Source organism: Vreelandella sp. V005, assembly GCF_052645115.1.
On record NZ_JBQXYA010000012.1, the window covers coordinates 35,140 to 60,410 of the forward strand.

General features: G+C 55.3%; 21 protein-coding genes and 1 pseudogene. 17 read left to right on the forward strand and 5 right to left on the reverse strand.

The features are described from left to right. The first annotated feature begins 89 nt into the window (after nt 1-89). Nucleotides 90-362 (forward strand): HU family DNA-binding protein, encoded by a 273-nt coding sequence (locus ACUN8H_RS18240; RefSeq protein ID WP_007114333.1) that lies wholly within the window; start codon nt 90-92, stop codon nt 360-362. 126 nt (nt 363-488) lie between these two features. Beyond that, a complete protein-coding gene (locus ACUN8H_RS18245) occupies nt 489-2,309 on the forward strand; it encodes a SurA N-terminal domain-containing protein (RefSeq protein WP_445533454.1) in 1,821 nt (606 codons plus the stop codon). Between the two features lie 109 nt (nt 2,310-2,418). Here the strand turns inward: ACUN8H_RS18245 and ACUN8H_RS18250 are convergent, their stop codons facing one another. Next, complete coding sequence (locus ACUN8H_RS18250) at nt 2,419-3,192, reverse strand: UDP-2,3-diacylglucosamine diphosphatase (RefSeq protein ID WP_445533455.1); 774 nt, start codon at nt 3,190-3,192, stop codon at nt 2,419-2,421. A gap of 13 nt (nt 3,193-3,205) precedes the next feature. Continuing rightward, complete coding sequence (locus ACUN8H_RS18255) at nt 3,206-3,706, reverse strand: peptidylprolyl isomerase (RefSeq protein WP_445533456.1); 501 nt, start codon at nt 3,704-3,706, stop codon at nt 3,206-3,208. 181 nt (nt 3,707-3,887) lie between these two features. Between ACUN8H_RS18255 and ACUN8H_RS18260 the strand changes: the two genes are divergently transcribed. The 10 genes from ACUN8H_RS18260 (at nt 3,888) to ACUN8H_RS18305 (ending at nt 16,502) form a co-directional block, all read left to right on the forward strand. Further along, entirely contained in the window at nt 3,888-5,567 is a 1,680-nt protein-coding gene (locus ACUN8H_RS18260; RefSeq protein WP_445533457.1) for a glutamine--tRNA ligase/YqeY domain fusion protein, read from the forward strand. An 18-nt stretch (nt 5,568-5,585) separates the two neighbouring features. Further along, nucleotides 5,586-6,980 (forward strand): cysteine--tRNA ligase, encoded by a 1,395-nt coding sequence (gene cysS, locus ACUN8H_RS18265; protein WP_445533458.1) that lies wholly within the window; start codon nt 5,586-5,588, stop codon nt 6,978-6,980. A gap of 133 nt (nt 6,981-7,113) precedes the next feature. After that, a complete protein-coding gene (osmF, locus tag ACUN8H_RS18270; RefSeq protein WP_445533459.1) occupies nt 7,114-8,040 on the forward strand; it encodes a glycine betaine ABC transporter substrate-binding protein OsmF in 927 nt (308 codons plus the stop codon). A gap of 48 nt (nt 8,041-8,088) precedes the next feature. Continuing rightward, the gene (locus ACUN8H_RS18275; protein WP_445533460.1) at nt 8,089-9,288 is read left to right on the forward strand and encodes an ABC transporter permease; all 1,200 of its coding nucleotides are present in this window, start codon (nt 8,089-8,091) and stop codon (nt 9,286-9,288) included. Next, nucleotides 9,285-10,247 carry an ABC transporter ATP-binding protein gene (locus ACUN8H_RS18280; RefSeq protein ID WP_445533461.1) on the forward strand — a complete coding sequence of 321 codons (963 nt, stop codon included), beginning with the start codon at nt 9,285-9,287 and terminating at the stop codon, nt 10,245-10,247. Before ACUN8H_RS18275 ends, ACUN8H_RS18280 begins: the two co-directional genes overlap by 4 nt. Next, nucleotides 10,240-11,013 (forward strand): ABC transporter permease, encoded by a 774-nt coding sequence (locus tag ACUN8H_RS18285; RefSeq protein ID WP_445533462.1) that lies wholly within the window; start codon nt 10,240-10,242, stop codon nt 11,011-11,013. Before ACUN8H_RS18280 ends, ACUN8H_RS18285 begins: the two co-directional genes overlap by 8 nt. A gap of 165 nt (nt 11,014-11,178) precedes the next feature. Next, nucleotides 11,179-12,381: a thiamine pyrophosphate-dependent dehydrogenase E1 component subunit alpha gene (locus ACUN8H_RS18290; protein ID WP_445533463.1), complete on the forward strand. Its 1,203-nt coding sequence runs from the start codon at nt 11,179-11,181 to the stop codon at nt 12,379-12,381. A 1-nt stretch (nt 12,382) separates the two neighbouring features. Next, nucleotides 12,383-13,360, forward strand: coding sequence for an alpha-ketoacid dehydrogenase subunit beta (locus tag ACUN8H_RS18295; RefSeq protein WP_445533464.1), 978 nt, complete (start codon nt 12,383-12,385; stop codon nt 13,358-13,360). A gap of 20 nt (nt 13,361-13,380) precedes the next feature. Beyond that, nucleotides 13,381-14,634, forward strand: coding sequence for a 2-oxo acid dehydrogenase subunit E2 (locus tag ACUN8H_RS18300; RefSeq protein WP_445533465.1), 1,254 nt, complete (start codon nt 13,381-13,383; stop codon nt 14,632-14,634). Nucleotides 14,635-14,645: 11 nt separating this feature from the next. After that, the gene (locus ACUN8H_RS18305; protein ID WP_445533466.1) at nt 14,646-16,502 is read left to right on the forward strand and encodes a protein kinase domain-containing protein; all 1,857 of its coding nucleotides are present in this window, start codon (nt 14,646-14,648) and stop codon (nt 16,500-16,502) included. Here ACUN8H_RS18305 and ACUN8H_RS18310 read toward each other — a convergent pair. The 3 genes from ACUN8H_RS18310 to ACUN8H_RS18320 all read right to left on the reverse strand — a co-directional run bounded on the left by ACUN8H_RS18310 (nt 16,495) and on the right by ACUN8H_RS18320 (nt 20,180). Further along, on the reverse strand, nt 16,495-17,316 hold the full coding sequence (locus ACUN8H_RS18310; protein WP_445533467.1) for an IclR family transcriptional regulator: 822 nt from the start codon (nt 17,314-17,316) through the stop codon (nt 16,495-16,497). The genes ACUN8H_RS18305 and ACUN8H_RS18310 overlap by 8 nt on opposite strands. A 102-nt stretch (nt 17,317-17,418) precedes the next feature. Continuing rightward, nucleotides 17,419-18,627 (reverse strand): 3-oxoadipyl-CoA thiolase, encoded by a 1,209-nt coding sequence (locus ACUN8H_RS18315; RefSeq protein WP_445533468.1) that lies wholly within the window; start codon nt 18,625-18,627, stop codon nt 17,419-17,421. An 11-nt stretch (nt 18,628-18,638) separates the two neighbouring features. Next, a complete protein-coding gene (locus ACUN8H_RS18320; protein WP_445533469.1) occupies nt 18,639-20,180 on the reverse strand; it encodes a 3-hydroxyacyl-CoA dehydrogenase in 1,542 nt (513 codons plus the stop codon). Between the two features lie 238 nt (nt 20,181-20,418). On the opposite strand from ACUN8H_RS18320, the gene ACUN8H_RS18325 reads away from it, so the two are divergent. The 5 genes and pseudogenes from ACUN8H_RS18325 to ACUN8H_RS18345 all read left to right on the forward strand — a co-directional run. Continuing rightward, nucleotides 20,419-21,570 (forward strand): acyl-CoA dehydrogenase family protein, encoded by a 1,152-nt coding sequence (locus ACUN8H_RS18325; protein WP_445533470.1) that lies wholly within the window; start codon nt 20,419-20,421, stop codon nt 21,568-21,570. Then, nucleotides 21,570-23,171 carry a class I adenylate-forming enzyme family protein gene (locus ACUN8H_RS18330; protein ID WP_445533471.1) on the forward strand — a complete coding sequence of 534 codons (1,602 nt, stop codon included), beginning with the start codon at nt 21,570-21,572 and terminating at the stop codon, nt 23,169-23,171. Before ACUN8H_RS18325 ends, ACUN8H_RS18330 begins: the two co-directional genes overlap by 1 nt. Further along, complete coding sequence (locus ACUN8H_RS18335; protein WP_445533472.1) at nt 23,168-23,638, forward strand: PaaI family thioesterase; 471 nt, start codon at nt 23,168-23,170, stop codon at nt 23,636-23,638. The genes ACUN8H_RS18330 and ACUN8H_RS18335 overlap by 4 nt, the downstream gene beginning before the upstream one ends. Further along, the gene (locus ACUN8H_RS18340; RefSeq protein ID WP_445533473.1) at nt 23,635-25,020 is read left to right on the forward strand and encodes a hypothetical protein; all 1,386 of its coding nucleotides are present in this window, start codon (nt 23,635-23,637) and stop codon (nt 25,018-25,020) included. Before ACUN8H_RS18335 ends, ACUN8H_RS18340 begins: the two co-directional genes overlap by 4 nt. Nucleotides 25,021-25,145: 125 nt before the next feature. Beyond that, nucleotides 25,146-25,271: pseudogene (locus tag ACUN8H_RS18345) on the forward strand (electron transfer flavoprotein subunit beta/FixA family protein); the annotation flags it as partial.

A 25,271-nucleotide genomic window follows, 5' to 3' on the forward strand; every position in this document is an offset into this window, starting at 1 on the left:
TGCTATAAAACGCAGCTATGCTTTGATCGTCGTACCTATCGGTGACCATGCCGTTCAGAGCCATTTTTGAAACAGTCAAGGGGTGAAGAGTGAATAAGTCCGAGCTGATTGAAGCCATTGCCGCGTCTGCAGATATTCCGAAAGCAGCGGCAACCCGCGCATTGGATGCCATGGTGGAGTCTGTCACCGATAGCCTTAAGAAAGGCGAAAGCGTATCACTGGTAGGTTTTGGTACCTTCGCCATTAAAGAGCGCGCTGCACGAACTGGCCGCAACCCACAGACGGGTCAGCCAATTCAGATCAGCGCCGCCAAAGTACCCAGCTTCAAAGCAGGTAAAGCATTGAAAGACGCCGTCAACTAATTTGACCGCGTTTGCTGTAACCTTATGGGCGCATCGCATTGGCGATGCGCCCATGTTATTTTCTGGCCCCCTATTTATTAGGTTTTAGCGGGTCGATGTGTTTGGCTGTGACTATCTGAGGCTAGCATGCTGCAAAGTATTCGAGACGGCTCCAGGAGCTGGGGTGCCAAAATTATTATCGGTGTGATGGTTGCGGCCATGGCGCTGTTTGGAATTGAGTCACTGTTTGGGCTTTTTGGCAGCGACCCAGACGAAGTAGCAAGCGTGAATGGACAGCCCATCATGCGTCAGCAGGTTGAGCTCGAAGTCCAGCGCGCATTACGCTCAGGGCAGGTGCCCCCCGAGCAAGAGCGGGCTTTGCGCAGCGATGTGCTTGATGAGCTCATCACCCAACAATTGCTGGGACAGTATGCAGAAGAGGGTGATTTTGCCGTTTCCGAAGAGCAATTGGATCAGTTGATCGTTAGTTTGCCCGAATTTCATGATCAGGACGGCCGCTTCTCCGCTGAGGTGTTCCGTAACCGCTTAGCAGGCGCTGGCTACACACCGTTATCTTTCCGTGAAGAATTACGGGTCGATATTCAGCGGCAGCATTTACAGCAGGGTCTAGCATTTAGCGATTTTAGCTTGCCCAGTGAGCAGGCGCGTCTGGCTGAACTGCAGCGTCAGCAGCGTAGCTTACGCTACGTCATTTTGGATGGAAACGGCGTTGAGTCCGATATCGGCGTCACTGAGGACGATCTTCAAGCCTATTATGATAGCCATCAGGAGCGCTACGAGCGTCCTGAACAGGTACGTCTTGAGTATGTGATAGTTGATCGCCAAGCAATGGCAGAAGGTCGCGATGTCGATGAAGAATCGCTTCGTGATGCTTGGCGCGAACAAAACCGAGACGCGGATCGCCAAGTCTCTCATATCATGATCACTTTTGGTGATGAGCGCACGCGTGAAGAGGCTCAGGAAGTGGCCGAGACAGCCAGAGAAGCGCTGGATAATGGCGAATCGTTTGCAGACACTGCCGTGCGTTACTCTGATGATACGGCTAGTGCCGAAGAGGATGGTGATCTTGGGGTCATTAGCCGTGGTTTCTTTGGCGATAGTTTTGATGACGCTGCATTTAGTTTGCAAGAGGGTGACATTTCCGAACCGGTTGAGCTGGATAATGCATTTCACATTATTCAAGTGACTGATATTCAAGGGCCTACTTTTGAAGAGCAGCGTGATGAATTAGCCCGTGAAGTGGCCTTACGTGAAGTCGATGATGAATTTAATCAGCGGGTTCAGCAGTTAATTGATGAAAGCTTTGCCGCGGATGACCTGCAAAGCGTGGCTGACAACATTGGCCTGACTTTGAATCAGAGTGATTGGCTCGCCCGGGATGATGAAGCTGAAGGGGTTTTATCCGAGCCTGGCGTGATGTCCGCAGCCTTTAGCGGCGACGTGCTGGAAGAGGGCTATAACAGTGAAGTCATCGAACTCGACCAGGATCGTCGCATGGTGCTTCGAGTTGCTGAGCAGCGTGATGCGACAGTACTGTCACTTGATGAAGTTCGCGAAGAGGTCGAAATGGCAGTGGCCGCCGAGCAGCAGCAGCAAGCATTGCTTGAGGAAGCGCAATCACTGATGGCTGACCTGCGTGCGGGTGAGGAAGCCGACATCAATTGGGTTGAAGCCAATAACGTGAGCCGTCAAGCAGATACCACGGTACCGCAAGTCATTGTTCAGGAAGCCTTCCGCATGCCACGTCCTGAAGATGATGGCAGTGTTTATCGGGCCGTAGAGCTACCGGAAGGAGTCGCCGTGGTGGCGTTGGATAGCGTTTCAGAAGGTGAAGTCGATGAGCAGATGGAGACATTTGTCTCGCAGATGGCAGAACAACTTCGAGCTCAGTCCGTTCTGCAAGGGTTAGTCGATGACCTGCGTAGTGATGCAGACATCGAACGCTAGAGGTGCTGGTTTAGAAGTGCAGGTTGAAGTACTTAGGTAGCCAAAAAAGCCGATCATTGCGATCGGCTTTTTTTATACGATGAGGTTGATATGAGCAAAAATGGCGCGGCTAAGCGTCAGGTGGCTCTGAAAGCGCAAATTGACGCAACCGAGGAGCGGTGTGATCGGAACGTTCAATCACAATGTCCCAGCCATGCTGACTATCCCAGTCGCCCACCACGTAACGCTTAGCAGGTACTTCTTCCACTGTCAGGTCGTGGACATGGGGCCGGTGCGTGTGACCATGAATCATCGTAGCCACACCATAATGCTCCATTAGCGCGACAACGTCTTGCTGAGTGACATCCATAATCGCCTCAGCCTTATTAGCATTGGCTTCACCTGACTGCATGCGTAAGCTTTTCGCCAGCTCCAAGCGCTGCTCCAAGGGTAGGGCGAGCATTTGTGCCTGCCACTCTGGATTGCGGGACTGAAGACGAAAGGCCATATAGGCTTCGTCTTGAGTGCACAAGCTATCACCGTGAAGTAAAACCACCGGCACACCCTGCAACTCTACTTGTTCAATATCCGCTAGCAACATTGCCTGGCAGGCACTCACAAAGCGTTCGCCCAGCAGGAAATCACGGTTGCCATGCATTAAATAGACAGCGGTACCGTCGTCGCTAAGCTTGCGCAGACGCGTAATGACCTCATGAGCAATGCCGCTGACGGGGTGGTGGGTGGCGTCGAGCAGGTCATCACCGATCCAAGCATCGAAAAGGTCGCCCAAAATATACAGTGCATCTGCCCCTGGAGCAGTATGCTCTAGGTAAAGGTAAAACCCCTGATTGGTATCAGGGGTATCGCTACTTAAATGCAGGTCGGCAATAAGCAATGTGCGCATAAGGCTCCCCGTGTTATTCCGCTTCCTTCACATAAGCGCGTTCGATAATGACATCTTCAGCAGGCACATCGGCGTGCATTCCACGGCGTGTCGTGGAAACGTTTTTGATTTCGTTGACGACCTCCATGCCTTCAACGACTTCGCCGAATACCGCATAACCCCAGCCTTGTAAGCTTTTCCCGCTGTGATCGAGAAAACTGTTGTCGCCCACGTTAATGAAAAATTGTGCGGTGGCAGAATGCGGATCCTGGGTGCGCGCCATGGCTAATGTGCCCACGGTGTTTTTTAATCCGTTGTCGGCTTCGTTCTCGATAGGGTCACGTGTCGGCTTTTGTTCAAAGTCTTTATCGAAACCGCCACCTTGAACCATGAAGCCGTCAATCACCCGGTGGAACAGCGTACCGTCATAAAAACCGTCGCGAACGTACTGCTCAAAATTCGCCGCGCTAATCGGCGCTTTTTCGTGGTTAAGAGCGATGGTGATGTCACCGTGGTTCGTCTGTAATACGATCATTGATAAATTCCTGTTCATTAAAGGCGTTCGCCTTGGCGCTGTGCATCGGCGTCACGTTATAATAGCGGTTTTGCCCTGCGCCGCGAAGGGTCATAGGAGTATCCTATGTTTTCAAGACAGGTTTTCAGAACATGTCCTCCCGGCGCAGCACGCCATCCACCACGAGGTAATTAACACCGCCATGACCAACGAGACCACCCCAGCGCCGAACTTCATTCGTAACCAAGTACGCGACGAGATCGAGGGCGGCCAGGTCACTAAAATCGTGACACGCTTCCCCCCGGAGCCCAACGGCTTTTTGCACATCGGCCACGCAAAGTCGATCTGTCTAAATTTCGGGCTGGCGGAGCAACTGGGTGGCGAGTGTCATCTGCGTTTTGACGACACCAACCCGGCCAAAGAAGAGCAGGCCTATATTGATGCCATAAAAGAGGATGTCAGCTGGTTAGGGTTCGAGTGGGCAGGCCCCGTGCGCTTTGCTTCCGACTATTTTGATCAGCTCTACGCCTGGGCACAGCACTTGATGCGTGAAGGCAAAGCTTACGTGGATGACCTTTCACCGGATGAAATCCGCGAGTATCGCGGTACCCTAACGGCGCCGGGCAAGCCGAGTCCCTACCGAGAGCGCAGTGCTGAAGAGAATCTCGACCTGCTGGCACGCATGCGTGAAGGCGAGTTTGGTGAAAGTGAAAAAGTCGTGCGCGCGAAAATTGATATGGCATCGCCCAATATCAACCTGCGCGACCCTATCCTGTATCGCATCCGCCATGCTAGCCATCACCAAACGGGAGATAAGTGGAAAATCTATCCCTCGTACGACTTCACCCATGGTCAGTCGGATGCTATCGAGGGTATTACACATTCGATCTGCACCCTTGAGTTCGAGGATCACCGGCCGCTGTACGAGTGGTTTTTGAATAACTTGCCCGTTCCCGCGAAACCACGGCAAATCGAGTTTGCTAGGCTCAACCTGGATTACACGCTAACATCCAAGCGTAAGTTGAAGCTGCTGGTAGATGAAAAAATTGTCGATGGCTGGGATGATCCGCGTATGCCGACGATCTCGGGCATGCGTCGCCGCGGCTACACGCCGGCATCGATCCGCAAATTTTGCGAAATGATTGGCGTCACTCGTGCCGACGGCGGTTTGGTCGATATTGCCATGCTGACCCACGCCATTCGTTCGGATCTAGAAGACAATGCGCCGCGCGCCATGTGCGTGTTAAAGCCGCTAAAAGTTGTGCTAACCAATGTGCCAGAAGACCACGAAGAGATATACGACGTGCCCGGCCATCCTGCACGTGAAGATATGACGGTACGCAAGGTGCCTTTCACCCGCGAGCTGTATATCGATCAAGACGACTTTATGGAAGATGCGCCCAAAAAGTTCTTCCGCTTGGCGCCGGGCAAAGAAGTGCGTCTACGTAATAGTTATGTGATCCGTTGTGACGAAGTGATCAAGGACGCCGCCGGTGAGATTAGCGAGCTGCACTGTTCGGTTGATTTCGATACGCTGGGCAAAAATCCAGAAGGGCGCAAGGTAAAAGGCGTTATTCACTGGGTAAGTGCCGCGCACGGTGTACCCATGGAAGTGCGTCTGTATGACAACTTGTTTACCGTTGAACAGCCGGATCGCGACAAAGATGTCGATTTTCTAGAGCATCTTAATCCGGAGTCTCTGGTCGCTTGTCAGGCGATTGGTGAGCCAAGCCTTACCGAGGCGACCCCCGAGTCACGCTTCCAGTTCGAGCGGATTGGCTACTTCTGTGCCGATCGTCATGACTCCTCCTCAGAGCATTTAGTCTTTAACCGCACCGTAGGGCTGAAGGATAGCTGGGCCAAAATCAAGCAGAAGGGCTAAGAAAACATGGATAGCCACATGCACATTTACAATACCTTGACTCGTCGCAAAGAACTTTTTACCCCGCTTGTGGCGGGCAAAGTGAGTATGTATGTTTGCGGTATGACGGTGTATGACTACTGCCATCTAGGGCATGCCCGGGTGATGGTCGCCTTCGACGTCATCACTCGCTACTTGCGTGAGCGTGGTTACGACGTTAACTACGTGCGTAATATCACTGATATCGATGATAAAATCCTCAAGCGCGCCGACGAAAATGGCGAAAGTATCACTGCGCTGACCGAGCGTATGATTGATGCCATGCACGAAGATGAAACGCGTTTGAATGTACTTGCGCCCAGCCATGAACCCCGTGCTACCGGCCATATCGGCGATATTGTAGCGATGATTGAAACGCTGATTGAAAAAGGCTATGCCTACGCGGCCGATAATGGTGATGTCTACTACCGGGTGCGCAAGTTTGCCGATTACGGAAAACTCAATAATCGCCAGCTTGATGATATGCGTGCAGGCAGTCGAGTTGATGTGGATATTCATAAAAAAGACCCGCTCGATTTCGTGCTTTGGAAAGCTGCCAAACCGAGTGAGGCCCATTGGGCTTCCCCCTGGGGTAATGGCCGTCCTGGTTGGCACATCGAGTGCTCGGCAATGTCGACATGCTGCTTGGGTGACACCTTCGACATTCATGGTGGCGGGCCGGATCTTACTTTTCCGCATCATGAAAACGAGATCGCACAATCTGAGGCGGCCACTGGCAAAACCTATGTCAATACTTGGATGCACGCTGGGGCAGTGCGGGTGAATCAGGAGAAGATGTCCAAATCCCTGGGTAACTTCTTTACCATCCGTGATGTGCTGGCCGAGCACGACCCTGAAGTGGTGCGCTTTCTGTTGGTGGCCAGCCACTACCGCAGCCCGATCAATTACTCTGTTGATTCATTGACCGAAGCACGCAAATCGCTAACACGCTTGTATACGGCGTTAGAGGGCGTTGAAGCTGAAACCCCTATCAGCCAAGAGGCCTCCACCTACCGGAAGCGTTTCGTGCAAGTGATGGACGATGACTTCAACACACCTGAGGCGCTGGCGGTGATGTTTGAGCTGGCTCGTGAACTCAACCGCGCCAAACAGGAGCAGCCAGATGAAGCCGCTAGGCTGGGGGGAGAACTCAAGCAGCTAGGGGCTATTTTGGGCCTGCTTCAGCAAGCACCACAAGCGTTCCTAAAAGGCACGCAGCAACAGGGTATGCCGCTTAGCGAAAGCGAAATTGAATCGAAAATTGCTCATCGTATTGAAGCGAAAGCGAATAAGGACTTCGCTCAGGCGGATGCGATTCGAGATGAGCTGTCAGCCCTGGGTATTATTCTCAAAGACTCACGAGAAGGTACTTCTTGGGTGTTAGAGGCGCCTTAAACGTTAAAGGCCTTCTCCTTAAAAGCTGCAGACCTTCTTCTTAAACGCTGAAGGCTCTGACTTAAACGCTGTTGGCTCTTATACTGCTTAAGAGCCCCAGTTAAAAAAAGCCCACTTCAAAAGGAATTCAAAGATGCGCTTTTCAGCCAGTTCTATCCTTGCCAAGCCGCTTACCGTTGCATGCGCCGTGTCCGCTATTATGCTCTCCCAGGCTAGCGCTAATGAGCCGGTGGTGGTGGCCTCCAAAATCGACACGGAAGGGTCGGTGTTGGGCGAATTGATTATTCAGACCTTAGAACGCAATGATATTGCTACCGAAAACCGTTTACAGCTAGGCGGTACTAGCGTTGTACGTACTGCGCTGGAAGCGGGAGAAATCGATGTGTACCCAGAGTACACGGGTAATGGTGCCTTCTTTTTTGACATGGCCGACAGTCCTGTTTGGAAAGATGCTGATCAAGCTTTCGAAACTGTTAAGGAGCGTGACGCCGAACAGGGCCTGGTATGGTTAGAGCCCGCTAGCGCTAATAATACCTGGGCAATGAGTGTTCGCGAAGACGTGGCCAAAGAGCATGAGTTGGTCAGCTTAGAAGACCTTTCTGCCTACCTGGCAGACGGAGGTGACTTCAAGTTTGCCGCCAGCGCTGAATTTGTCGAATCAGCACAGGCGTTACCCGCTTTTCAAGAGGCCTACGGCTTTGACTTAAGCGATGAGCAATTGCTGGTACTCTCCGGTGGCAATACCGCTGCCACCATGCGGGCTGCTGCACAGCAAACCAGTGGTGTTAATGCCGCAATGACCTATGGCACTGACGGTGGTTTAAGCGCACTGGGTCTGGTCGTGCTTGAAGACACGAAAGGTGTGCAGCCCGTTTACCAGCCTGCCCCTGTGGTGCGTGAAAGCGTGCTGGAAACTTATCCCAAAATGGAAACGCTTCTAAACGACGTTTTTGCTTCTCTTGACCTAGTCACACTGCAAAAACTCAATGCAGACGTTGCCGTTAACGGTCTATCACCCACCCAAGTGGCCAGCGACTATCTTGATAAGCTCAATAACTAATGCATGATGGGTTAAACTATCAATGCTCATGCTCGGGATAATTAATTAATGTCGCTATTGGATGCTCTGCCCAGCCCACGGCTTCGTTGGGAGGGTCGGCACCCTAATGCTGTGCTTGTTAGCCTCAGCCTTATCATGCTGGCAGCTTTCTGGATCCTCGACGTGGTCACCATGGCGCCTAACCGAATTGTTCAGGGTACCGGTTACGGTGCCCTTGAAGCCTTGGGTTGGCCCGGCGCGGTATTGGCGACACTGTTGCTCAGTACTCTGGGATTGTTAGCTTGGCAGCCGAGCCACCGGCATTATCGCGCTCTGCTAGCTACCGTCATGATGTTGATGGCACTGATGCCCGTGGGGTTAATGGCCAGCAGCTATTTAATGATTGACCCTGAGCTGCCCCAGGCGCGCTTGGGCCTGGGAGCAGCGTATTGGGTGGTACTCTTTGTACTACTGCTTTGCCTGATTGAAATACGCTTACGCTTACACCTCACGCGTTTCTGGCCCACGCTGCTGCTAGGTGGCGTGGCCTGCGTGTGGTGGTTGTGTGGTGCCTTCTGGCTGGATAGCCTTGCCTTGGTTCAGGAATTCAAAGCGCGTGATCAGCAGTTTGTGCGTGCTATTGGTCAGCATTTGCGGCTAGTGGGGATCGCCGTGTGCATTAGCGTGGTGCTGGGGTTGATACTGGCCATGTTGATGCGACGCTATACGCGACTTCAAAAAAGCGCTTTTGCAGTACTTAATTTCCTGCAAACCATCCCCAGCCTTGCCTTGTTTGGGCTACTGCTGGCGCCGCTTGCATGGCTAGCCGACAATGTGCCTTTTTTAGAACAGCTAGGCGTTAGTGGGATTGGCACAACGCCTGCGTTGATCGCGTTGATTGCTTACAGCCTGCTCCCCATGGTTCGCAATACCTATACCGCTCTTGAAGAAGTCAGCCCCGATACGTTGGAAGCCGCCAAGGGAATGGGGATGCGCGCTGGTCAGCGTTTTTGGCAGGTGCGGCTACCGTTGGCACTGCCGGTACTGCTTGAGGGGGTACGTATTACCACGGTTCAAGCCATTGGTCTTACCGCTGTTGCCGCACTGATCGGGGCAGGCGGGCTTGGCACCTTTATTTTTCAAGGCTTGGGCCAAGCGGCTATGGACATGGTCCTGCTCGGCGCACTGCCTATTCTCATGCTGGCTCTGGTGGTCGATGCGAGCCTGGGCGCACTGGCCGAAGCGCTGCGCCCCGGAGGAACACAATGATCGAGCTTTCCCATGTCTCAAAGCGATTTGATGAAGAAACCGCGGTGGATGATATTTCACTGCGCGTGCCTAAAGGCAAGTTCTGTGCGCTGGTAGGCACCTCCGGCTGCGGTAAATCGACTACCTTGCGCATGATCAATCGCTTAATCGAGCATAGCGACGGCGAGATCATCCTGGATGGCCAGGCCATTGAGGTATACGACCCCGTCAAACTGCGCCGCCGGATTGGCTATGTCATTCAGCATACCGGCCTTTTCCCTCACTGGAACGTGGCGCGTAATATCGGCCTTGTGCCGCGCTTATTGAAGTGGTCAGCGACAGAGGTTCAAGCACGTGTTGAAGAGTTGATGGACCTGCTGGGGTTGCCGGTGGGGGAGTTTGCGCATAAATACCCCCACCAGCTTTCTGGTGGCCAGGCACAGCGGGTAGGGGTGGCAAGAGCGCTGGCCGCCGACCCCGATATTTTGTTAATGGACGAACCGTTTGGCGCCCTCGATCCGATTACCCGTGAAAAGCTGCAGGATGAACTGGCCAGGTTGCAGGCGAGGCTGCATAAAACAGTGGTCTTCGTGACCCATGATATGGATGAAGCTCTCAAACTGGCGGATCATCTGGTTGTGATGCGCGAAGGGCGCATTGTGCAGCAGGGATCCCCGCTGGCGCTGTTACAACAGCCAGCCGACCCGTTTGTCGAATCAATGTTGGGAGGGCTTGAACGGGGACTCAAACAGGCGGCGTTAACCCGTGTCAAAGACCATATGACCTCCCTGGGACAAACCTTGCCTGCCCAGTCGCGCATTCCGGCAGATTTTTCGCTGCGTCAAGCGCTTTCCATGATGCTACGCGATCATAGCGATAGGCTGACGGTTGTCGACCAGCACGATGTCCCTATTGGCGAACTCTCGTTGCGAAGAATCATCAAGGAAGCGCAACTGGATAAAGGAAACGTACGTGAGTAACTCGCTGAGTGCCCTGCAGCCACGTAAAAATGCCTCACCCTGGCTTTGGCCACTGGTATGGGGGGCACTGCTGCTGCTTAGCGTAGTGGCCATGTCTGCTGCCGAGCCACTGTTTCGCTGGATAGAACCCGATGCCAGGCAGGTGGTTTATGACCGCGTCGATTTCTATGTGCTGTTGGGTCGTCATCTCTTGGTGGTAGGCATCGCAGCAGTGGTGACCGTTGTGGTGGGGGTGGCTGCCGGTGTTGCGGTGACGCGCGCGCGAGGTGCTGATTTTTTACCCTTGGTGGCCCAGTTGGCTTCGCTGGGGCAAACCTTTCCCCCGGTGGCCGTACTTGCACTATCGGTACCTGTGCTTGGGTTTGGCACCCTACCTATTATTGTCGCCTTGATGCTGTATGGCCTGTTGCCCATTGTGCGTAATACGCTGGCCGGGCTGCAGGAAGTGGACAGCAATATAAAATCTGCTGCGCATGCGATGGGCATGACGCCGACACAGACGTTACGTCAGGTCGAGCTGCCACTGGCCGCCCCGATCATTCTGGCAGGCATCCGCACATCAGTGACTATCAATATCGCCACCGCTGCGTTAGGGGCCACTGTGGGCGCCAGTAACCTTGGCGACCCGATCATTTCTGGCATCGTCAACGGTAATATGGCGTATGTGGTTCAGGGAGCGTTGACCATTGCGCTACTGGCCTTAACGGTCGACAGCCTGTTTGAAGTATTGCAGCATTCGCTGCGTTCTCGGTTCTCGGCACCTTAACCTGTCTCGGTTTTCACTCCTCTGCGCCTTAAGTTGTATCCCTAAAGTGCTTGTGCTGCGTTACTGTCGCAGTAGTTGTATTGATCTTGGCAGATAAATCCACTGGCAAAAACGATCAATACCAGCAACACTGCCCTCAAAAGGGGTGAAACAAGGACAATAATGATGACCGAATATGTGCACCAGCCGGATTTCATGACCGGCGATGAATTTTCGATTCCAACTTTTAGCCTTCTGAGCCCGGAAGGCGAGCTGCATGAAGGCGCCACCGAGCCGGCGCTTGAGCGTGATCACGCCCGGCGCATTTACCACGCCATGCTAGCCACTCGTATCCTGGATGAAAGGATGATGGCTGCCCAGCGACAGGGGCGGCTTAGTTTTTATATGCAGTGCACGGGTGAGGAGGCGGCGGTGGTAGGCGCCACTGCCGCGCTTGATGATGCCGATATGATCATGGCCCAGTACCGTGAGCAGGGTGCCTTGATGTATCGCGGCTTCTCGATTGATGAATTCATGAACCAATTGTTCGGCAATGAGTTGGATTACGGTAAAGGCCGTCAAATGCCGATCCACTATGGTTCTCGCAAGCTCCACTATCTGACCATTTCTTCCCCGTTGGCCACCCAGATTCCTCAGGCGACGGGCTACGCCTATGGACAGAAACTGGCGGGTAACGGCCACTGCACGCTGACCTTTTTTGGTGAAGGTGCCGCTTCCGAAGGCGACTTTCACGCCGCGCTCAACATGGCCTCGGTGCATCAGGTGCCGGTGATTTTTTTCTGTCGCAATAACGGCTACGCCATTTCCACGCCTGCCGTCGAGCAATTTGCCGCCGACGGTATTGCTCCGCGGGCGTTTGGTTACCGTATGCACGTGATACGTGTGGACGGTAACGATGTACTGGCCGTTTATGAAGCGACCCGTCACGCGCGTAAAATTGCTGTTGAGCGCAACCAGCCTGTCTTGATCGAGGCCATGAGTTACCGCCTTGCTGCCCACTCCTCCTCGGATGACCCCTCCGGCTATCGTTCCAAGGATGAAGAAGAGGTATGGCGCGCTAAAGACCCCGTGCTGCGGTTAAAAAAGTGGCTGTTAAAAAAGCAGTGGTGGAGCGAAGAAGAAGAGACTACCCAGCAAGAAACTCTGCGTCGGGAAGTGCTCGAGACGTTAAAACGTGCCGAGAAGCGTCCCTCGCCACCGCTTGAGAGTTTAATCAGCGATGTCTATGCCGACATTACACCTGCGCTGCAACGTCAGTTTGATCAACTGAAACGCCATATTCGCCGCTATCCAGACGCTTATCCACGAGGGGCGCAGTCGCTGGATCTGGACGTGGGCACCGACACTGATTCGCAGGGAGAGGCGTAACATGGCCACAATGAACATGCTTCAGGCGATTAATAATGCGCTGGATATCGCCATGGCAGAAGATGAAAAGGTCATTTGCTTTGGTGAGGACGTGGGGATTTTCGGCGGCGTCTTCCGGGCGACAAGTCACTTGCAGGAAAAGTACGGCAAGGCTCGTTGTTTCAACACGCCGCTAGTAGAGCAAGGCATCATCGGCTTTGCCAATGGCTTGGCGGCCCAAGGCTCGGTACCGGTCGCGGAAATCCAGTTTGCTGACTATATCTTTCCCGCGTTCGACCAAATCGTTAACGAAACCGCCAAATTCCGCTATCGCTCAGGGGATCTTTTCAATGTAGGCGGGCTGACCATTCGTACCCCCTACGGCGGGGGAATCGCCGGGGGGCTTTATCATTCCCAGTCTCCAGAAGCCTATTTCACCCATACTCCCGGCTTGAAAGTAGTCGTGCCACGCAACCCCTATCAAGCGAAGGGGCTGCTGCTTGCCGCCATTCGTGATCCGGATCCGGTGCTTTTCCTAGAGCCAAAACGCCTCTATCGCGCAGCGGTAGGCGAAGTGCCCGAAGAGGATTATCAGCTACTCATTGGCGAGGCCGAAGTTACCAAAGAGGGTACCGACATTACCGTGGTCGGCTGGGGTGCCCAGATGGAAGTGATCGGTAAAGCAGTCGAGCTGGCCGAAGAGCAGGGTATCGCCTGTGAAGTGATCGACCTGCGCTCACTACTGCCTTGGGACGCGGACACTGTCGTGGAATCAGTGCTCAAGACCGGTCGCTTGGTCGTGAGCCATGAAGCACCTTTAACCGGTGGTTTTGCCGGTGAAATTGCTGCCACCATTCAGGAGCGTTGTTTTCTTTATCTAGAATCGCCCATTGCTCGGGTGACAGGGCTGGATACGCCTTTTCCGTTGGTGCTGGAGAAAGAGTATCTGCCCGATCACCTGAAGATTTTTGAAGCGATTCGCGAAAGCGTCAACTTTTAGCGCTGAGGAGGGGAACAACAATGAGCGATTTTTTACTGCCTGATATTGGCGAAGGCATTGTCGAGTGCGAAGTCGTCGAATGGCGCGTCGCTGAAGGCGATCAAATTGAAGAAGACCAGCCCATCGTTGAAGTCATGACCGACAAAGCGCTGGTGGAAATTACCGCCCCAGAAGCTGGTGTTGTCACCAAGCTTTATGTGGCTCAGGGGCAGATTGCCAAGGTACACGCTCCCTTATACGCCTATCAGGCCGAAGGAGAAGTATCCGGCGAGCCCAGCACGCCGGAGGATACTCCGGATGCCTCTCAGTCTACGCCAACAACAAGTACCGCTACGTCAACGGACACAGCGGCAGTGCCAACCACGTCAATGTTGGCCACCCACGGAAAAGTACCCGCCAGCCCCGCAGTGCGAAGATTGGTGCGAGAGCATCAGCTCAAACTGACGGATATAGCAGGCAGCGGTAAAGATGGCCGTGTGCTCAAGGAAGACGTATTGGCGCACCTTGAACAGCCTAGTGAGACCGCTACGCCAGCGTCGCAAGCCTTACCCACTCAAGACGAAGAGCGGGTGTCCAGGGTGGAGCCACTGCGTGGCGTGCGGGCGGTAATGGCCAAGCGAATGGTGGAGTCGGCCAGCACGATTCCCCATTTTCATTACGGCGAAGAGATCGACGTAACAGCGCTGTTGGCACTACGTGAGCGTTTGAAGCCACTAGCAGAGGCAAGAGGCGAGCGGATAACGCTAATGCCGTTCTTTATGAAAGCCATGGCGTTAGCGATCACAGAAGAACCCATTGTAAACGCCCAGTTAAATGCGGCGGGTAACGAGCTGCACTACTTTTCTCAGTGTAATATCGGTATGGCAGTGGATAGCAAGGCAGGCCTGATGGTGCCCAATGTCAAAAGTGTCGAACGCTTGTCTCTGCTGGAGATTGCTCGGGAAGTGGCTCGGCTAACCACTGCTGCACGGGAAGGACGCGTTGATCAAACGGATCTCAAAGGCGGAACCATCAGTATTTCCAATATTGGTGCGCTCGGCGGCACCTACGCGGCTCCTATCATCAACGCGCCGGAAGCCGCCATTGTCGCGATTGGTAAAACCCAGTGGCTGCCAAGGTTTGATGCGCAGGGCGAGGTGCAGCGGCGTGCCATCATGACCATTACCTGGGCGGGGGATCATCGCTTCATCGATGGTGGCACCATTGCGCGCTTCTGTAATAGCTGGAAGGGCTTTCTGGAAGATCCCGAGACCATGTTGCTTCACTTGGGCTAGCAAGGCGACTTATGTCCCAGGCACCGCTTCAGCAGTTTTATATACCCGAAGAACAGTCGGTTTATCTGCTGAGCCATCACGATGCCCGAAAACTCAAGGACTGGGTGGCGCTGTGCCAAGCGCAGCTCACCCAGCTGGGTTACCAAGGCATCGAGTTGATCGGTAAGGGCGCTTACGGCTTTGTATTTGCCGGTAGTACCGCCCAGCAAGGCGCTAACCACCATTATGTCTTTAAGTTCTCGCGCATTACTCTGCCGACGCATCTCCAGGAACGCCTTGAGGAAGAGGCGTTCATGCTCGACCAGGTGTCACACCCACGTATTCCCGGATTAGTTGCTTATCAGCGCTCCCGAGGACAATCTATTTTGGTCATGGAGCGTGCGCCGGGTTGGAATCTCGAGCAAGTGTCGCTGCGACAAGGGCGCCTCTCACCCCGCTTGATCGTGCGTATCGCTGCGCAGTTAGCTGATATCCTTCTCGCTTTGCGCCGCGAATCTGGTCCCCAGGCGCGGCCTGTCGTGCATGGGGATATCAAACCCTCCAATTTGGTCTTCGATCCTGAGCAGGAAGCAATTGCGTTGATTGACTGGGGATCATCGGTTTTTGCGCAACTAGATGCTCAACTGCAGTTTGTGAGCGCCAATGTCATGGAATTAATGTCGGATAATCTGCAGCAAACCAATGCCCGGCTCGGCGATGTCTACTTTATTGGTGAAGAGCAGCTCAATGGGGCGCTATCTTCGCCGCGTTTTGATGAGCAGGGCACCGCAGGCACCTTGTACGCACTGGCGTCAGCCCAGTCCTGTCGTTTTGGGCATCGTGCCATTCCAGCCAGCTCGCTGGGGCTGCCCATGGAGTTTGCGCGTACACTGGATGGCATGTTGGATACCGATCCTCAAGCTCGTCGTAAAGCGGGCGACTACTTTTTGGCCAATATGACACGCATGGCTAAGGTGGTGATGATTGATCTCCCCGAATCGGTAAAGGTGCCGCTAGTGCCGGTATGGGCACGACCTGCCCGGCAGGAAATAGATACGGTGGTCTATAGCTCACGGAAGGCCTTTTTGCGTGAAGCAAATGCCCAGGAAACGCTCAATGATGTCAACGATGTGCAGCTTGACCGCTACTACAAGCAGTTCATGCAGGGCATGGGGGAAACCGAAAAAGCCTTTCTGGCCTCCGTCAGCCGGTTGGGTAAGTATCCAGTGGTAGGCGGATTAGCAGTTCGCTGGGAGCGGGAAGGGGTATACATTGACTCTTCGCTAAACCTTCATGACCCGGTGCTGAAGCCCGCCTTCGTTGAAGCGGTCAACAACATGGTGCATCTGGCGCGTGCCATTCACCGTCAGGGGGTGTTCAAGAGCTGTTTGTTCAATGCCCGCCAAACCCTTCATCTGGAGCGCGCCAGTGCGGAGGAGGCGTTTGTCAGCGAACCGAACATGGCGATTGGCTACGAGCTGAGCGCGGTACCTGAGCTGGAGGACCGCACCCGTCAACATAGTTACTTCGAAGACGGTCCCGATCCGGAGGAGCTGCTGGCGTTGCCGGAGGCGATCATGCACGTGCTGCAGCAGCTCAACGATATACACCATACCGGCATGATCATTTTTGAAGCATTACCTCAGCACCTCAAGATTCACAGCTATTACCGCCTGCTCGACCCCGCCAGAGAAGCCGAGTTTCGAAGTCTACTGGCTCGGATCCTGTCATCGGTCAATCAGATTGAAGGGCTGGGCGTCTCGGGCTATATGAAAATGCCCTATAAAGACACTCGCTATTTTACCCACTTGGCAAGCCAGCCAGAACGCTACTACCCACGCGACCCGCGGGAAGCCACCAGGCGATCATCGCTCGGAGACGCTACCTAGCAGAACGGTAACGGGGTGCCAGCTCCTGTTTGATCTGTTCTGCTACCTCCTTAAGGCGAGGCCCCAGATTATTGACCAAGCGGTCGTGATCCAGCCGCAGGCTAGAGCCGCCGCAGTTGATGGCCATGACCTCGGCGCCATCCTCCAGGATGAGCGGCATGGCCACGGCGCTGATGTCGCGCTGCCAATCCTGCTCGGAGAGACAAAAGCCATATTCGGCATAGTCCTTCAAACTTTGATGGATGCCGGCTTCCAGCGCAGGCCAGTCGCTACCATGGAAGCCCGCCAGCTCATGCATTAATTGCTGGCGCCGAGCAGCGGGCAAGCCGCAAAGCCAAGCACGACCAATGGCTGAGGTGGCGATAGGTAAGCGTGACCCCACATCGAGACGAATGATAAGCGGCCCGCTACCATGGCAGGTTTCCAGGTAAACCATATCACTACGATCAGCGCTGCCCAGACTGACATTACAGTCGGTGGCATCGGCAAACTTCTGTAAATGTGGTCGAGCGACCTCGCGAATACCCATGTTCGCCAGGAAACGATAGCCCAACGCCAGCACACCGGGGCCAAGACGATACTTCTCAAGATGCGTGTTGTGCTGTAGATAACCCAACTGGGTCAGCGTATAAGTCAGCCGTGACACCGTAGGGCGGGGAATAGCGGTGCGATTGGAGAGTTCGGCATTACCTAGATACTCCTCACCGGTTCCAAAGGCACGTAGCAGCTCAAGACCGCGCGCCAGCGCGGTCACAAAGTTACGATCTTTTCCGGGCAGTTGCGGCTCTTCAGCATCTGAGTCGGTGGATTGCATTCAATTTCCTAACAATAGGTGGCTTATGGCATTCATTATCGCATATCGACTTAGGGGCAGCTTTCATGCTCATCAACGAAAACGCCTGCTTTTAACGGCGTATTAGCCATCCAGACGCTCGATGATCGTTGCGATGCCTTGACCGACACCAATGCACATGGTCACCAGTGCATAACGCCCGCCGGTGGCTTCTAGCTGGCGCAGCGCCGTCAGCGTCAGGCGAGCGCCCGAGGCGCCCAGCGGGTGGCCAATAGCAATGGCGCCTCCATTGGCGTTAAGACGCGGATCATCTGCTGAAAGCCCCAACTGCTGAACGCAGCCCAGCACCTGCACCGCAAAGGCTTCGTTAATTTCAATTACGTCCATTTGTTCAAGGGATAGGCCAGCTCGTGCCAGTGCTTTTTGCGAGGCGGGTACCGGCCCCAACCCCATGACACGGGGAGCAACGCCCGCCACGGCGCTGGCAACAATACGCGCTCGCGGAGCAAGCCCAGCCCGCTCACCTGCTGCAAGCGTGCCGACAATCATTGCCGCCGCGCCGTCGTTCAAGCCTGAGGCGTTGCCTGCCGTGACCACACCACCTTCAAACAGCGCACCGAGTTTGGCTAGCTTGTCCTGTGTGCTTTCTGGGCGAGGATGCTCATCTTTATTCACTAACAATGGAGGCTGCTTACGCCCCTGGGGTACTTCGACCCCAAAGATCTCGCCCTCATAAAAACCGGTCTCCAGCGCAGTGGCATAGCGTGCCTGGGAGCGAGCGGCAAAGGCGTCGCTGGCCTCGCGGCCGATGTTCAGGTCGTGAGCGATGTTGTCGGCGGTCTCCGGCATGCTGTGGCTGCCGTATTCCTTGGCGATCCACGGGTTGGGGAAGCGCGAGCCAATCACGGTATCGAACATTGGCTGGTTGCGAGCGTAGGGCGAGTCGGCTTTGCCGAGCACGTAAGGTGCGCGCGACATGGACTCCACGCCGCCAGCCAAAAATAGCTCGCCTTCGCCTAAGCGGGCGGCGCGGGCGGCGTCCATCATTGCGGCTAAGCCGCTGCCACACAGGCGGTTAACGGTTTGGCCAGCCACTTCAATGGGCAGGCCTGCTAGCAGCGCACCGTTACGGGCCACGTTACGCGAATCTTCTCCCGCCTGGTTGGTACAGCCCGCCAGCACTTCTTCGTAGCTATCGGGCGCAAAAGGATTGCGCTCTACCAGCGCTTTCAAGGTCAATCCCAGCAGCTCGTCTGGACGAATGGCCGCCAGGCTAGCGCCATGGCAGCCAAAAGGGGTACGCAGTCCATCGTAAATATAGGCATCTTGCATGGTTGTTCTCCTTATTTGTGTAAGCCTGTTGTTTCATCCGTGAGAGGCATGTCCAGTGCGGCGCGGCGGCGCAGCCACGGGCTAGGGCGATAGCGGGGGTCGCCGGTGGCGGCCAGCAGATTGTTTAAAATGGTCAGGATGCGCGAAGCACCGTAGTGGTCGCCCATGCGCAGCGGGCCGAAGGGATAACCCAGGCCGAGTTCCACTGCGCGGTCGATAGTAGCGGGCGCTGCGACCCCTTGCTGAGCGATGTCAGCGCCGACATTGACGATGCACGCCACCACTCGCTGTAAAACAAAGCCGTTGCTGTCATGAAGCGTACTGACCGGGGTGCCATCGGCATTGAGCAGGCTGGCAGCCGCGTTGATAAGGTCTGGGCGGGTAATGGGGGAGGCCATCAGGCTGCGGCGCTTATCCAGCCCCGCCAGCATGTCTATAGCTACACACTGCTCAGCGTTCAAGCCTTGGCGCAGTGCACACGACGTGGTGTCTTCGCCTAGCGGCGTCAGCAAACAAAGTGCCTCGGCGGAAGGGTGTTCAGCACGCTCAAGCGGCCAGCCCGCTGTGCTGGCCAGTTCAGCAAGCTGGGCGGCGCTATCAGGGTCGTCCTGACTGATCCACACTGGGCAGGGGGAAGCAGCGACAATGGTAAGCTCATCTGGCATTTGCTGCTGGCCGTCGATGTAGCGGTAGAAGCCTTCGCTGGTTTTGCGCCCCAGCAGGCCTGCTGAGAGTCGCTGGCGGGTGATCGGGGACGGGCGAAAGCGTGGCTCTTCATAGTATTGGTGGTAGACCGACTCCATCACCGCATGAGAGACATCCAGGCCGGTCAAATCCAGCAGCGTGAACGGCCCCATACGGAAGCCGCCTTGGTCGACCATAATACGGTCAATGGTGGCGGGGTCGGCTACGCTCTCACTGAGAACGCGCAGCGCTTCGGTGCCAAAGGCGCGCCCGGCGTGATTGACCAAAAAACCTGGGGTGTCGGTAGCCTGGGCGGTAAAATGGCCCATGGCGGTGCCCAAAGCATTGACTCGCTGAGTGACGGTGTCAGCAGTGCGCAGCCCTGGTATCACTTCAACAATCTTCATTAGTGGGACGGGGTTGAAGAAGTGAAAACCGATCACGCGCTCGGGATGCTGACAGGCAGCAGCAATAGCGGTTACCGAGAGGGAGGAGGTATTGGTCGCTAGCACGGCATCCTGGCTGACAATGACTTCTAAATCGCTAAACAGACCCTGTTTGGCTTCGAGTTTCTCGACGATCGCTTCAACGACAATATCACAAGTAGCAAGGGCGGTGAGTTCGCTGGCTTCAGTCAGTCGCTCGCTATACTGCTGTACCTGCGCTTGACTAATGCGCTGCTTGTCAGCGCTTCTCAGCCATAGCCCAGTAATAAAGTGCTGCGCTTCCTCGACCGCTCCTTTTCTAACATCGAAAAGCATCACGTTTAGGCCTGCCTGTGCGGCTAATTGAGCGATGCCGCGACCCATGGCCCCGGTGCCCACAATACCCAGCGTGGTGAAGGGAGACGGTGCTGATTCGCTAACCATATGCCAAATCCTCTCTGCTTTGAGGCTTCTACTGCCTGTTTATTTGTTTGCTTTGTTTTGCATTGCAAAATGGTGTTTCAATTATTGACTGCCATCCTAGGCTATGCAAAAGTGCCTGACAAGAAGTGTGGACGTTAATTTCGCCTGATGAAATAGGTTCGGTTTTAATCGGTGTCCCTATCTCATCCAAGCACTATTTCCAACGATAAAAAGCAAACTATCATCACCAGGAGCCGTCATGATTCGCGATCCCGAATTGATCAATCAACTTGTTGATACTATCTCCCGTTTTGTCCGCGAGCGTTTGATTCCTAACGAAACACGTCTTGCAGAAGAGGATGCGGTGCCCGCTGAGATCCTCTCGGAAATGAAAGAGATGGGGTTGTTCGGGCTATCGATTCCTGAAGAGTACGGCGGTTTGGGGCTGACCATGGAAGAGGAAGCCCTGGTGGCCATGGAAATTGGCAAAACTTCTCCGGCGTTTCGCTCGGTATTCGGCACCAACAACGGCATTGGTGCCCAGGGTATTCTGATCGATGGCACCGACGAGCAAAAAGGTAAATACGTGCCACGCCTGGCCACTGGCGAGATACTCAGCTCGTTCTGCCTGACCGAGCCGGATTCAGGCTCTGATGCCGCCAGCCTGCGGACCTCCGCCGTGCGCGATGGCGACCACTACGTATTAAACGGTACCAAGCGCTATATCACCAACGGGCCGGAAGCAGATCTGTTCACCGTGATGGCGCGTACCGACCCAGACAACAAAGGCGCGGGCGGTATCTCTGCGTTTATCGTAGAAGGTGATACCCCAGGCCTCATACGCGGTCCGGCGGATAATAAGATGGGCCAGAAGGGCGCGCATACCTGCGACATCATTTTTGATAACTGCCGCGTGCCCGCTGAAAATATCATTGGCGGTAAAGAGGGCCAAGGCTTCAAAACCGCCATGAAAGTACTCGATCGTGGGCGCCTGCATATCTCTGCCGTGTGCGTGGGGGTGGCCGAGCGTTTAGTAGAAGAGTCGCTGCGCTATACCATGGAGCGCAAGCAGTTCGGTGCTGCGCTGTCTGAACATCAGTTGATTCAGGCGATGCTGGCGGATAGCAAAACCGAAGCCTACGCTGGCAAAACCATGGTGATGGATGCCGCACGGCGTAAGGATGACGGCGAGAACGTCTCCACACTCGCCTCCTGCTGCAAACTGTTCTGTGCCGAAATGGTGGGTCGCGTGGCCGACCGTGCCGTGCAGGTGCATGGCGGGGCGGGCTATATGTCGGAATACGCCGTTGAGCGCTTTTACCGCGATGTGCGCTTGTTCCGCATTTACGAAGGGACGACGCAAATTCAGCAGTTGGTAATCGCCCGGAACATGGTGCGGGAGGCGTCTTAATGGCTCTGTCGGTCCCTTACCAAGCGCCTGACGAGAATATCTTTGGCCGTCTGGCCAGCGAACTGGTGGCGGAATTGCCTGATCGCTTAAGCACCCGCGTGCTGGAAAATTCCAAGCACCTAGCGGACCAGCCCGCCCTTGTGGATGGCAACGTTCGCTGGAACTACGCCGAGCTGGGTCATGAGATCCATGCCGCCTGCCAGTGGCTAGCTTCTCTGAACGTGCGCCCCGGCGACCGTATCATGACGATTAGCGAAAACTGCCGTGCGCTGGTAGTGCTGTTGTTGGCTGCCAGTGAAATGGATGTTTGGGTCGCGATTGTCAATTCGCGCCTCTCCGCTCAGGAAGTGGATTTAATTCAGGGCAACTGCCTGCCACGCCGAGTGTTTTACACCTGCGAAGCCTCCCAAGAGGCGAGCCAGCACGCCGAGCGCCACGCGGCTGACCGCTATCAGCATCCGCAGCTCGGCGGCCTCGCGATTTCACCGCTGTTTGATAGCGAGCCAGAGCCTGTGCACGCCAGAGGTGCTGAGCAGGTCGCGGCCATGATCTACACCTCGGGCACCACCGGTACGCCGAAAGGCGTCATGCTGACCCATCGCGGCATACTGTATATCGCCTCTATTTCCGGCGGCATGCGCCACCTGAGTGAAGGGCAGCGGGTGTATGGTGTGTTACCGATGTCTCACGTGTTTGGTCTCTCATCGGTGTGTATGGGCTCGCTGTATAACGGTGCTTGCCTGTATACCGTACCCCGGTTTGACGCGGTACAGCTGCTGGCAACGCTGAAAGAGGAGCGCATTACCGTGCTTCAGGGCGTGCCCGCCATGTACGCTCGCGCCCTGGAGTATTTGAAGCGTGAGCAGCGAGCGTTAGAAGCGCCGGCGCTTATCTATATCTCCGCAGGCGGCTCGCCGCTGGATAGCGATACCAAAACCCGTGTTGAAGCAGCCTTTGGCCTAACGCTGCACAATGGCTACGGTCTCACCGAAGCCAGCCCCACGATTAGCCAAACTCGAATCGATGACCGCCACCAGAGCAGCACCGTGGGCCGCGTGCTGCCACTGCTGGAGTATCGGTTAGAGCCCCTAGGCAGCAGCGGCACTGCTGAAAATGCGGGCGATGAAATCGGGGAGCTATGGGTGCGTGGCCCTAATATCATGAAGGGTTATTTCCGCCAGCCGGACGCTACCCGTGCCACTTTAACCGAGGATGGCTGGCTCAATACCGGTGATATCGCCAAGCTGGATCACGACGATCAGCTTTATATCGTGGGCCGCAGTAAAGAACTGATTATTCGTTCGGGCTTCAACATCTACCCGCCGGATGTGGAAGCAGTGATTAATGAGCATCCTGCGGTGACGTTAACCGCAGTGGTCGGGCGGCAGGTGGCTGGCAATGAAGAGGTCGTGGCATTTGTGCAGTGTGAGCCGGGCATTGAAGTCGATATGGCAGAACTCAAAGCCTTTATTGCCGAGCGGCTTGCGCCCTATAAACGTCCGACGCAGATTATGCTAATGGATGCGCTGCCTTCCACCGCCAGCGGTAAGATTTTAAAAGGACGGCTACGCGACTTGGCCCAGCAGGAGAGCGCTTTATGAGCGAATCAGACAGCGCTAACACCTCAACAATACCCCAGGCGCTGATGGGCTATCACGAATTGCTGGGCATGCACGTGATGGAGTGGGAAGAGGGGCGCGCGGTGGTGGAACTCACCATTGAACCCAAGCACCTTAACCGCAGCGGCAATGTGCATGGCGGCGTCTTGGCTTCCATGCTGGACAGCGCCTTAAGTCTAGCGGGCTTGCACTGTGATGTGCCAGGGCATATTCGCCGTGGGATGACGCTATCACTCACCACCACCTTTGTCGGGCCTGCTCGGCAAGGCGTGTTGCGGGCCACGGGCACGCTGCGTGGCGGTGGGCAAAAAACCTTCATGACCAGCGGTGAGATTGTCGATGAGCGGGGCAATCTGGTGGCTATGGGCGAAGGCTCGTTTCGCCGCCGCAGTGGCAGCGAATCGTCACAAGGCATTCCCGACCCGCAGTTGAGGGAGCCTGGCGAGTGAGCCCAGCCCGTTTCCGGGTTTCCTGTTTGCTACTGGTGACGCTTGCCACGCTGATCCATTTGGTGGGTGGCAGCGTGGCGTGGCAAGCCGCAGGCATTGTTGCGCTGCTGCTCTATTTGATGACCCTGAAAGGTCAACTCACCCGCATGGCCAAGGGGCTGCTGTGTGCCGCTGGCGTACTCACGCTGCTCGCGCTGTGGCGCTCGCCCACGCCTGGGCAGCTGCTGTTTGAGGCGAGCGGGCGTTTTGCGTTTTTTGCCACCTTTATAGTGGCGCTGAGTATGCTGCGCTTACCTGCCTATCGCTCCCGTTTAGTGCGCCGCTGCGGGCAAAGCATGTTGCTTCAGCCCCCTAGCCGCCGTTATCCGATCTTATCCCTGGGCTCGGCGCTGTTTGGCATTATTCTTAACATTGGCGTGCTAAATCTGTTCGCTGCGATGATCGAAAAGAGCAATACCCTCAGTGCCGCCCAAGGGCGCGCTTGGGTGCGTGAGGCCCGTCAACGACGCATGATGCTGGCGCTGCTGCGCGGATTTTCGCTGGCCCCGCTGATTTCGCCCATGGGTATCGGGGTGGCCGTAGTGCTTTCAAGCCTTCCCAAGGTCACCTGGCTACAGCTGGCACCCTATATTCTGGGGGCCGCCGCGCTGATTTTTCTGGCCGGCTGGGCGGTCGATTACCTCACTGGTCCACATCCTCCCGCTAATAAAGCCTATGTAACCCCTTCGCTTCGCCCGTTGGCTCAGTTCAGCGTTTTGCTTATCGGCATTGTGGCACTGGTGTTTTCCATTGCCTGGCTGCTGGCGTTGCGCCTACCCATTGCCGCGCTACTGGGCGCACCCAGTGGGGCGCTTTTATGGCTTGCCTGGCAGCGGCGTAGGCTTGGCTTCGGTGGGCTACCTGCAGCCATGACGGCGGTGCATCGCCAGCTACCTTGGCTGCTGTCTCCCAGCGCCAATGAGATCGTGGTGCTGGGGGCAGCAGGCTATTTGGGTCATTTATGCGTGGGCTTGGTGGATACTCAGCAGCTCGCGCCACTATTGGTAGTGCTAGACCCGCTGGGCACTTTGAATGCAGTGTTGGCGATGCTCATGGTAGTGGGGCTGGCGCAAATAGGTGTAAACCCCATTGTCACGGTCACGCTGTTGGTGGGCTTACTCCCAACGCTGGGCATCGAGGGGTTAACGCCTGAGCTGATTGGGGCATCGTTAATGGTGGGCTGGGCGCTGGCGCTGATGTCATCACCAATGACGGCTTCCATGCTCATTCTCTCGCGCTTTACCGGCGTACCCGCCACTCGAATCGGCTACCGCTGGAACGGGCGCTTTCTGATCGTGGCGATACCGCTGCTGGCGCTATGGTTTGGTTGGTCACCTTTTTGAGGGGGCGTTCTTATAGAAACGCTTGACCTTTGGCAGGCGTTTTTTTATTGTTCTCTTTATAAAGTAAAATATTATTTTGCTATGCGGAATAAAATGCCGATGATTCAATCGCTGGAGCATGCCTTATGAAAGTACTCGTCGCGGTGAAACGCGTCATCGACTACAACGTCAAAATCCGCGTCAAAGCGGATCATTCTGATGTGGACCTTACCAACGTCAAGATGGCCATGAACCCCTTCTGCGAAATTGCC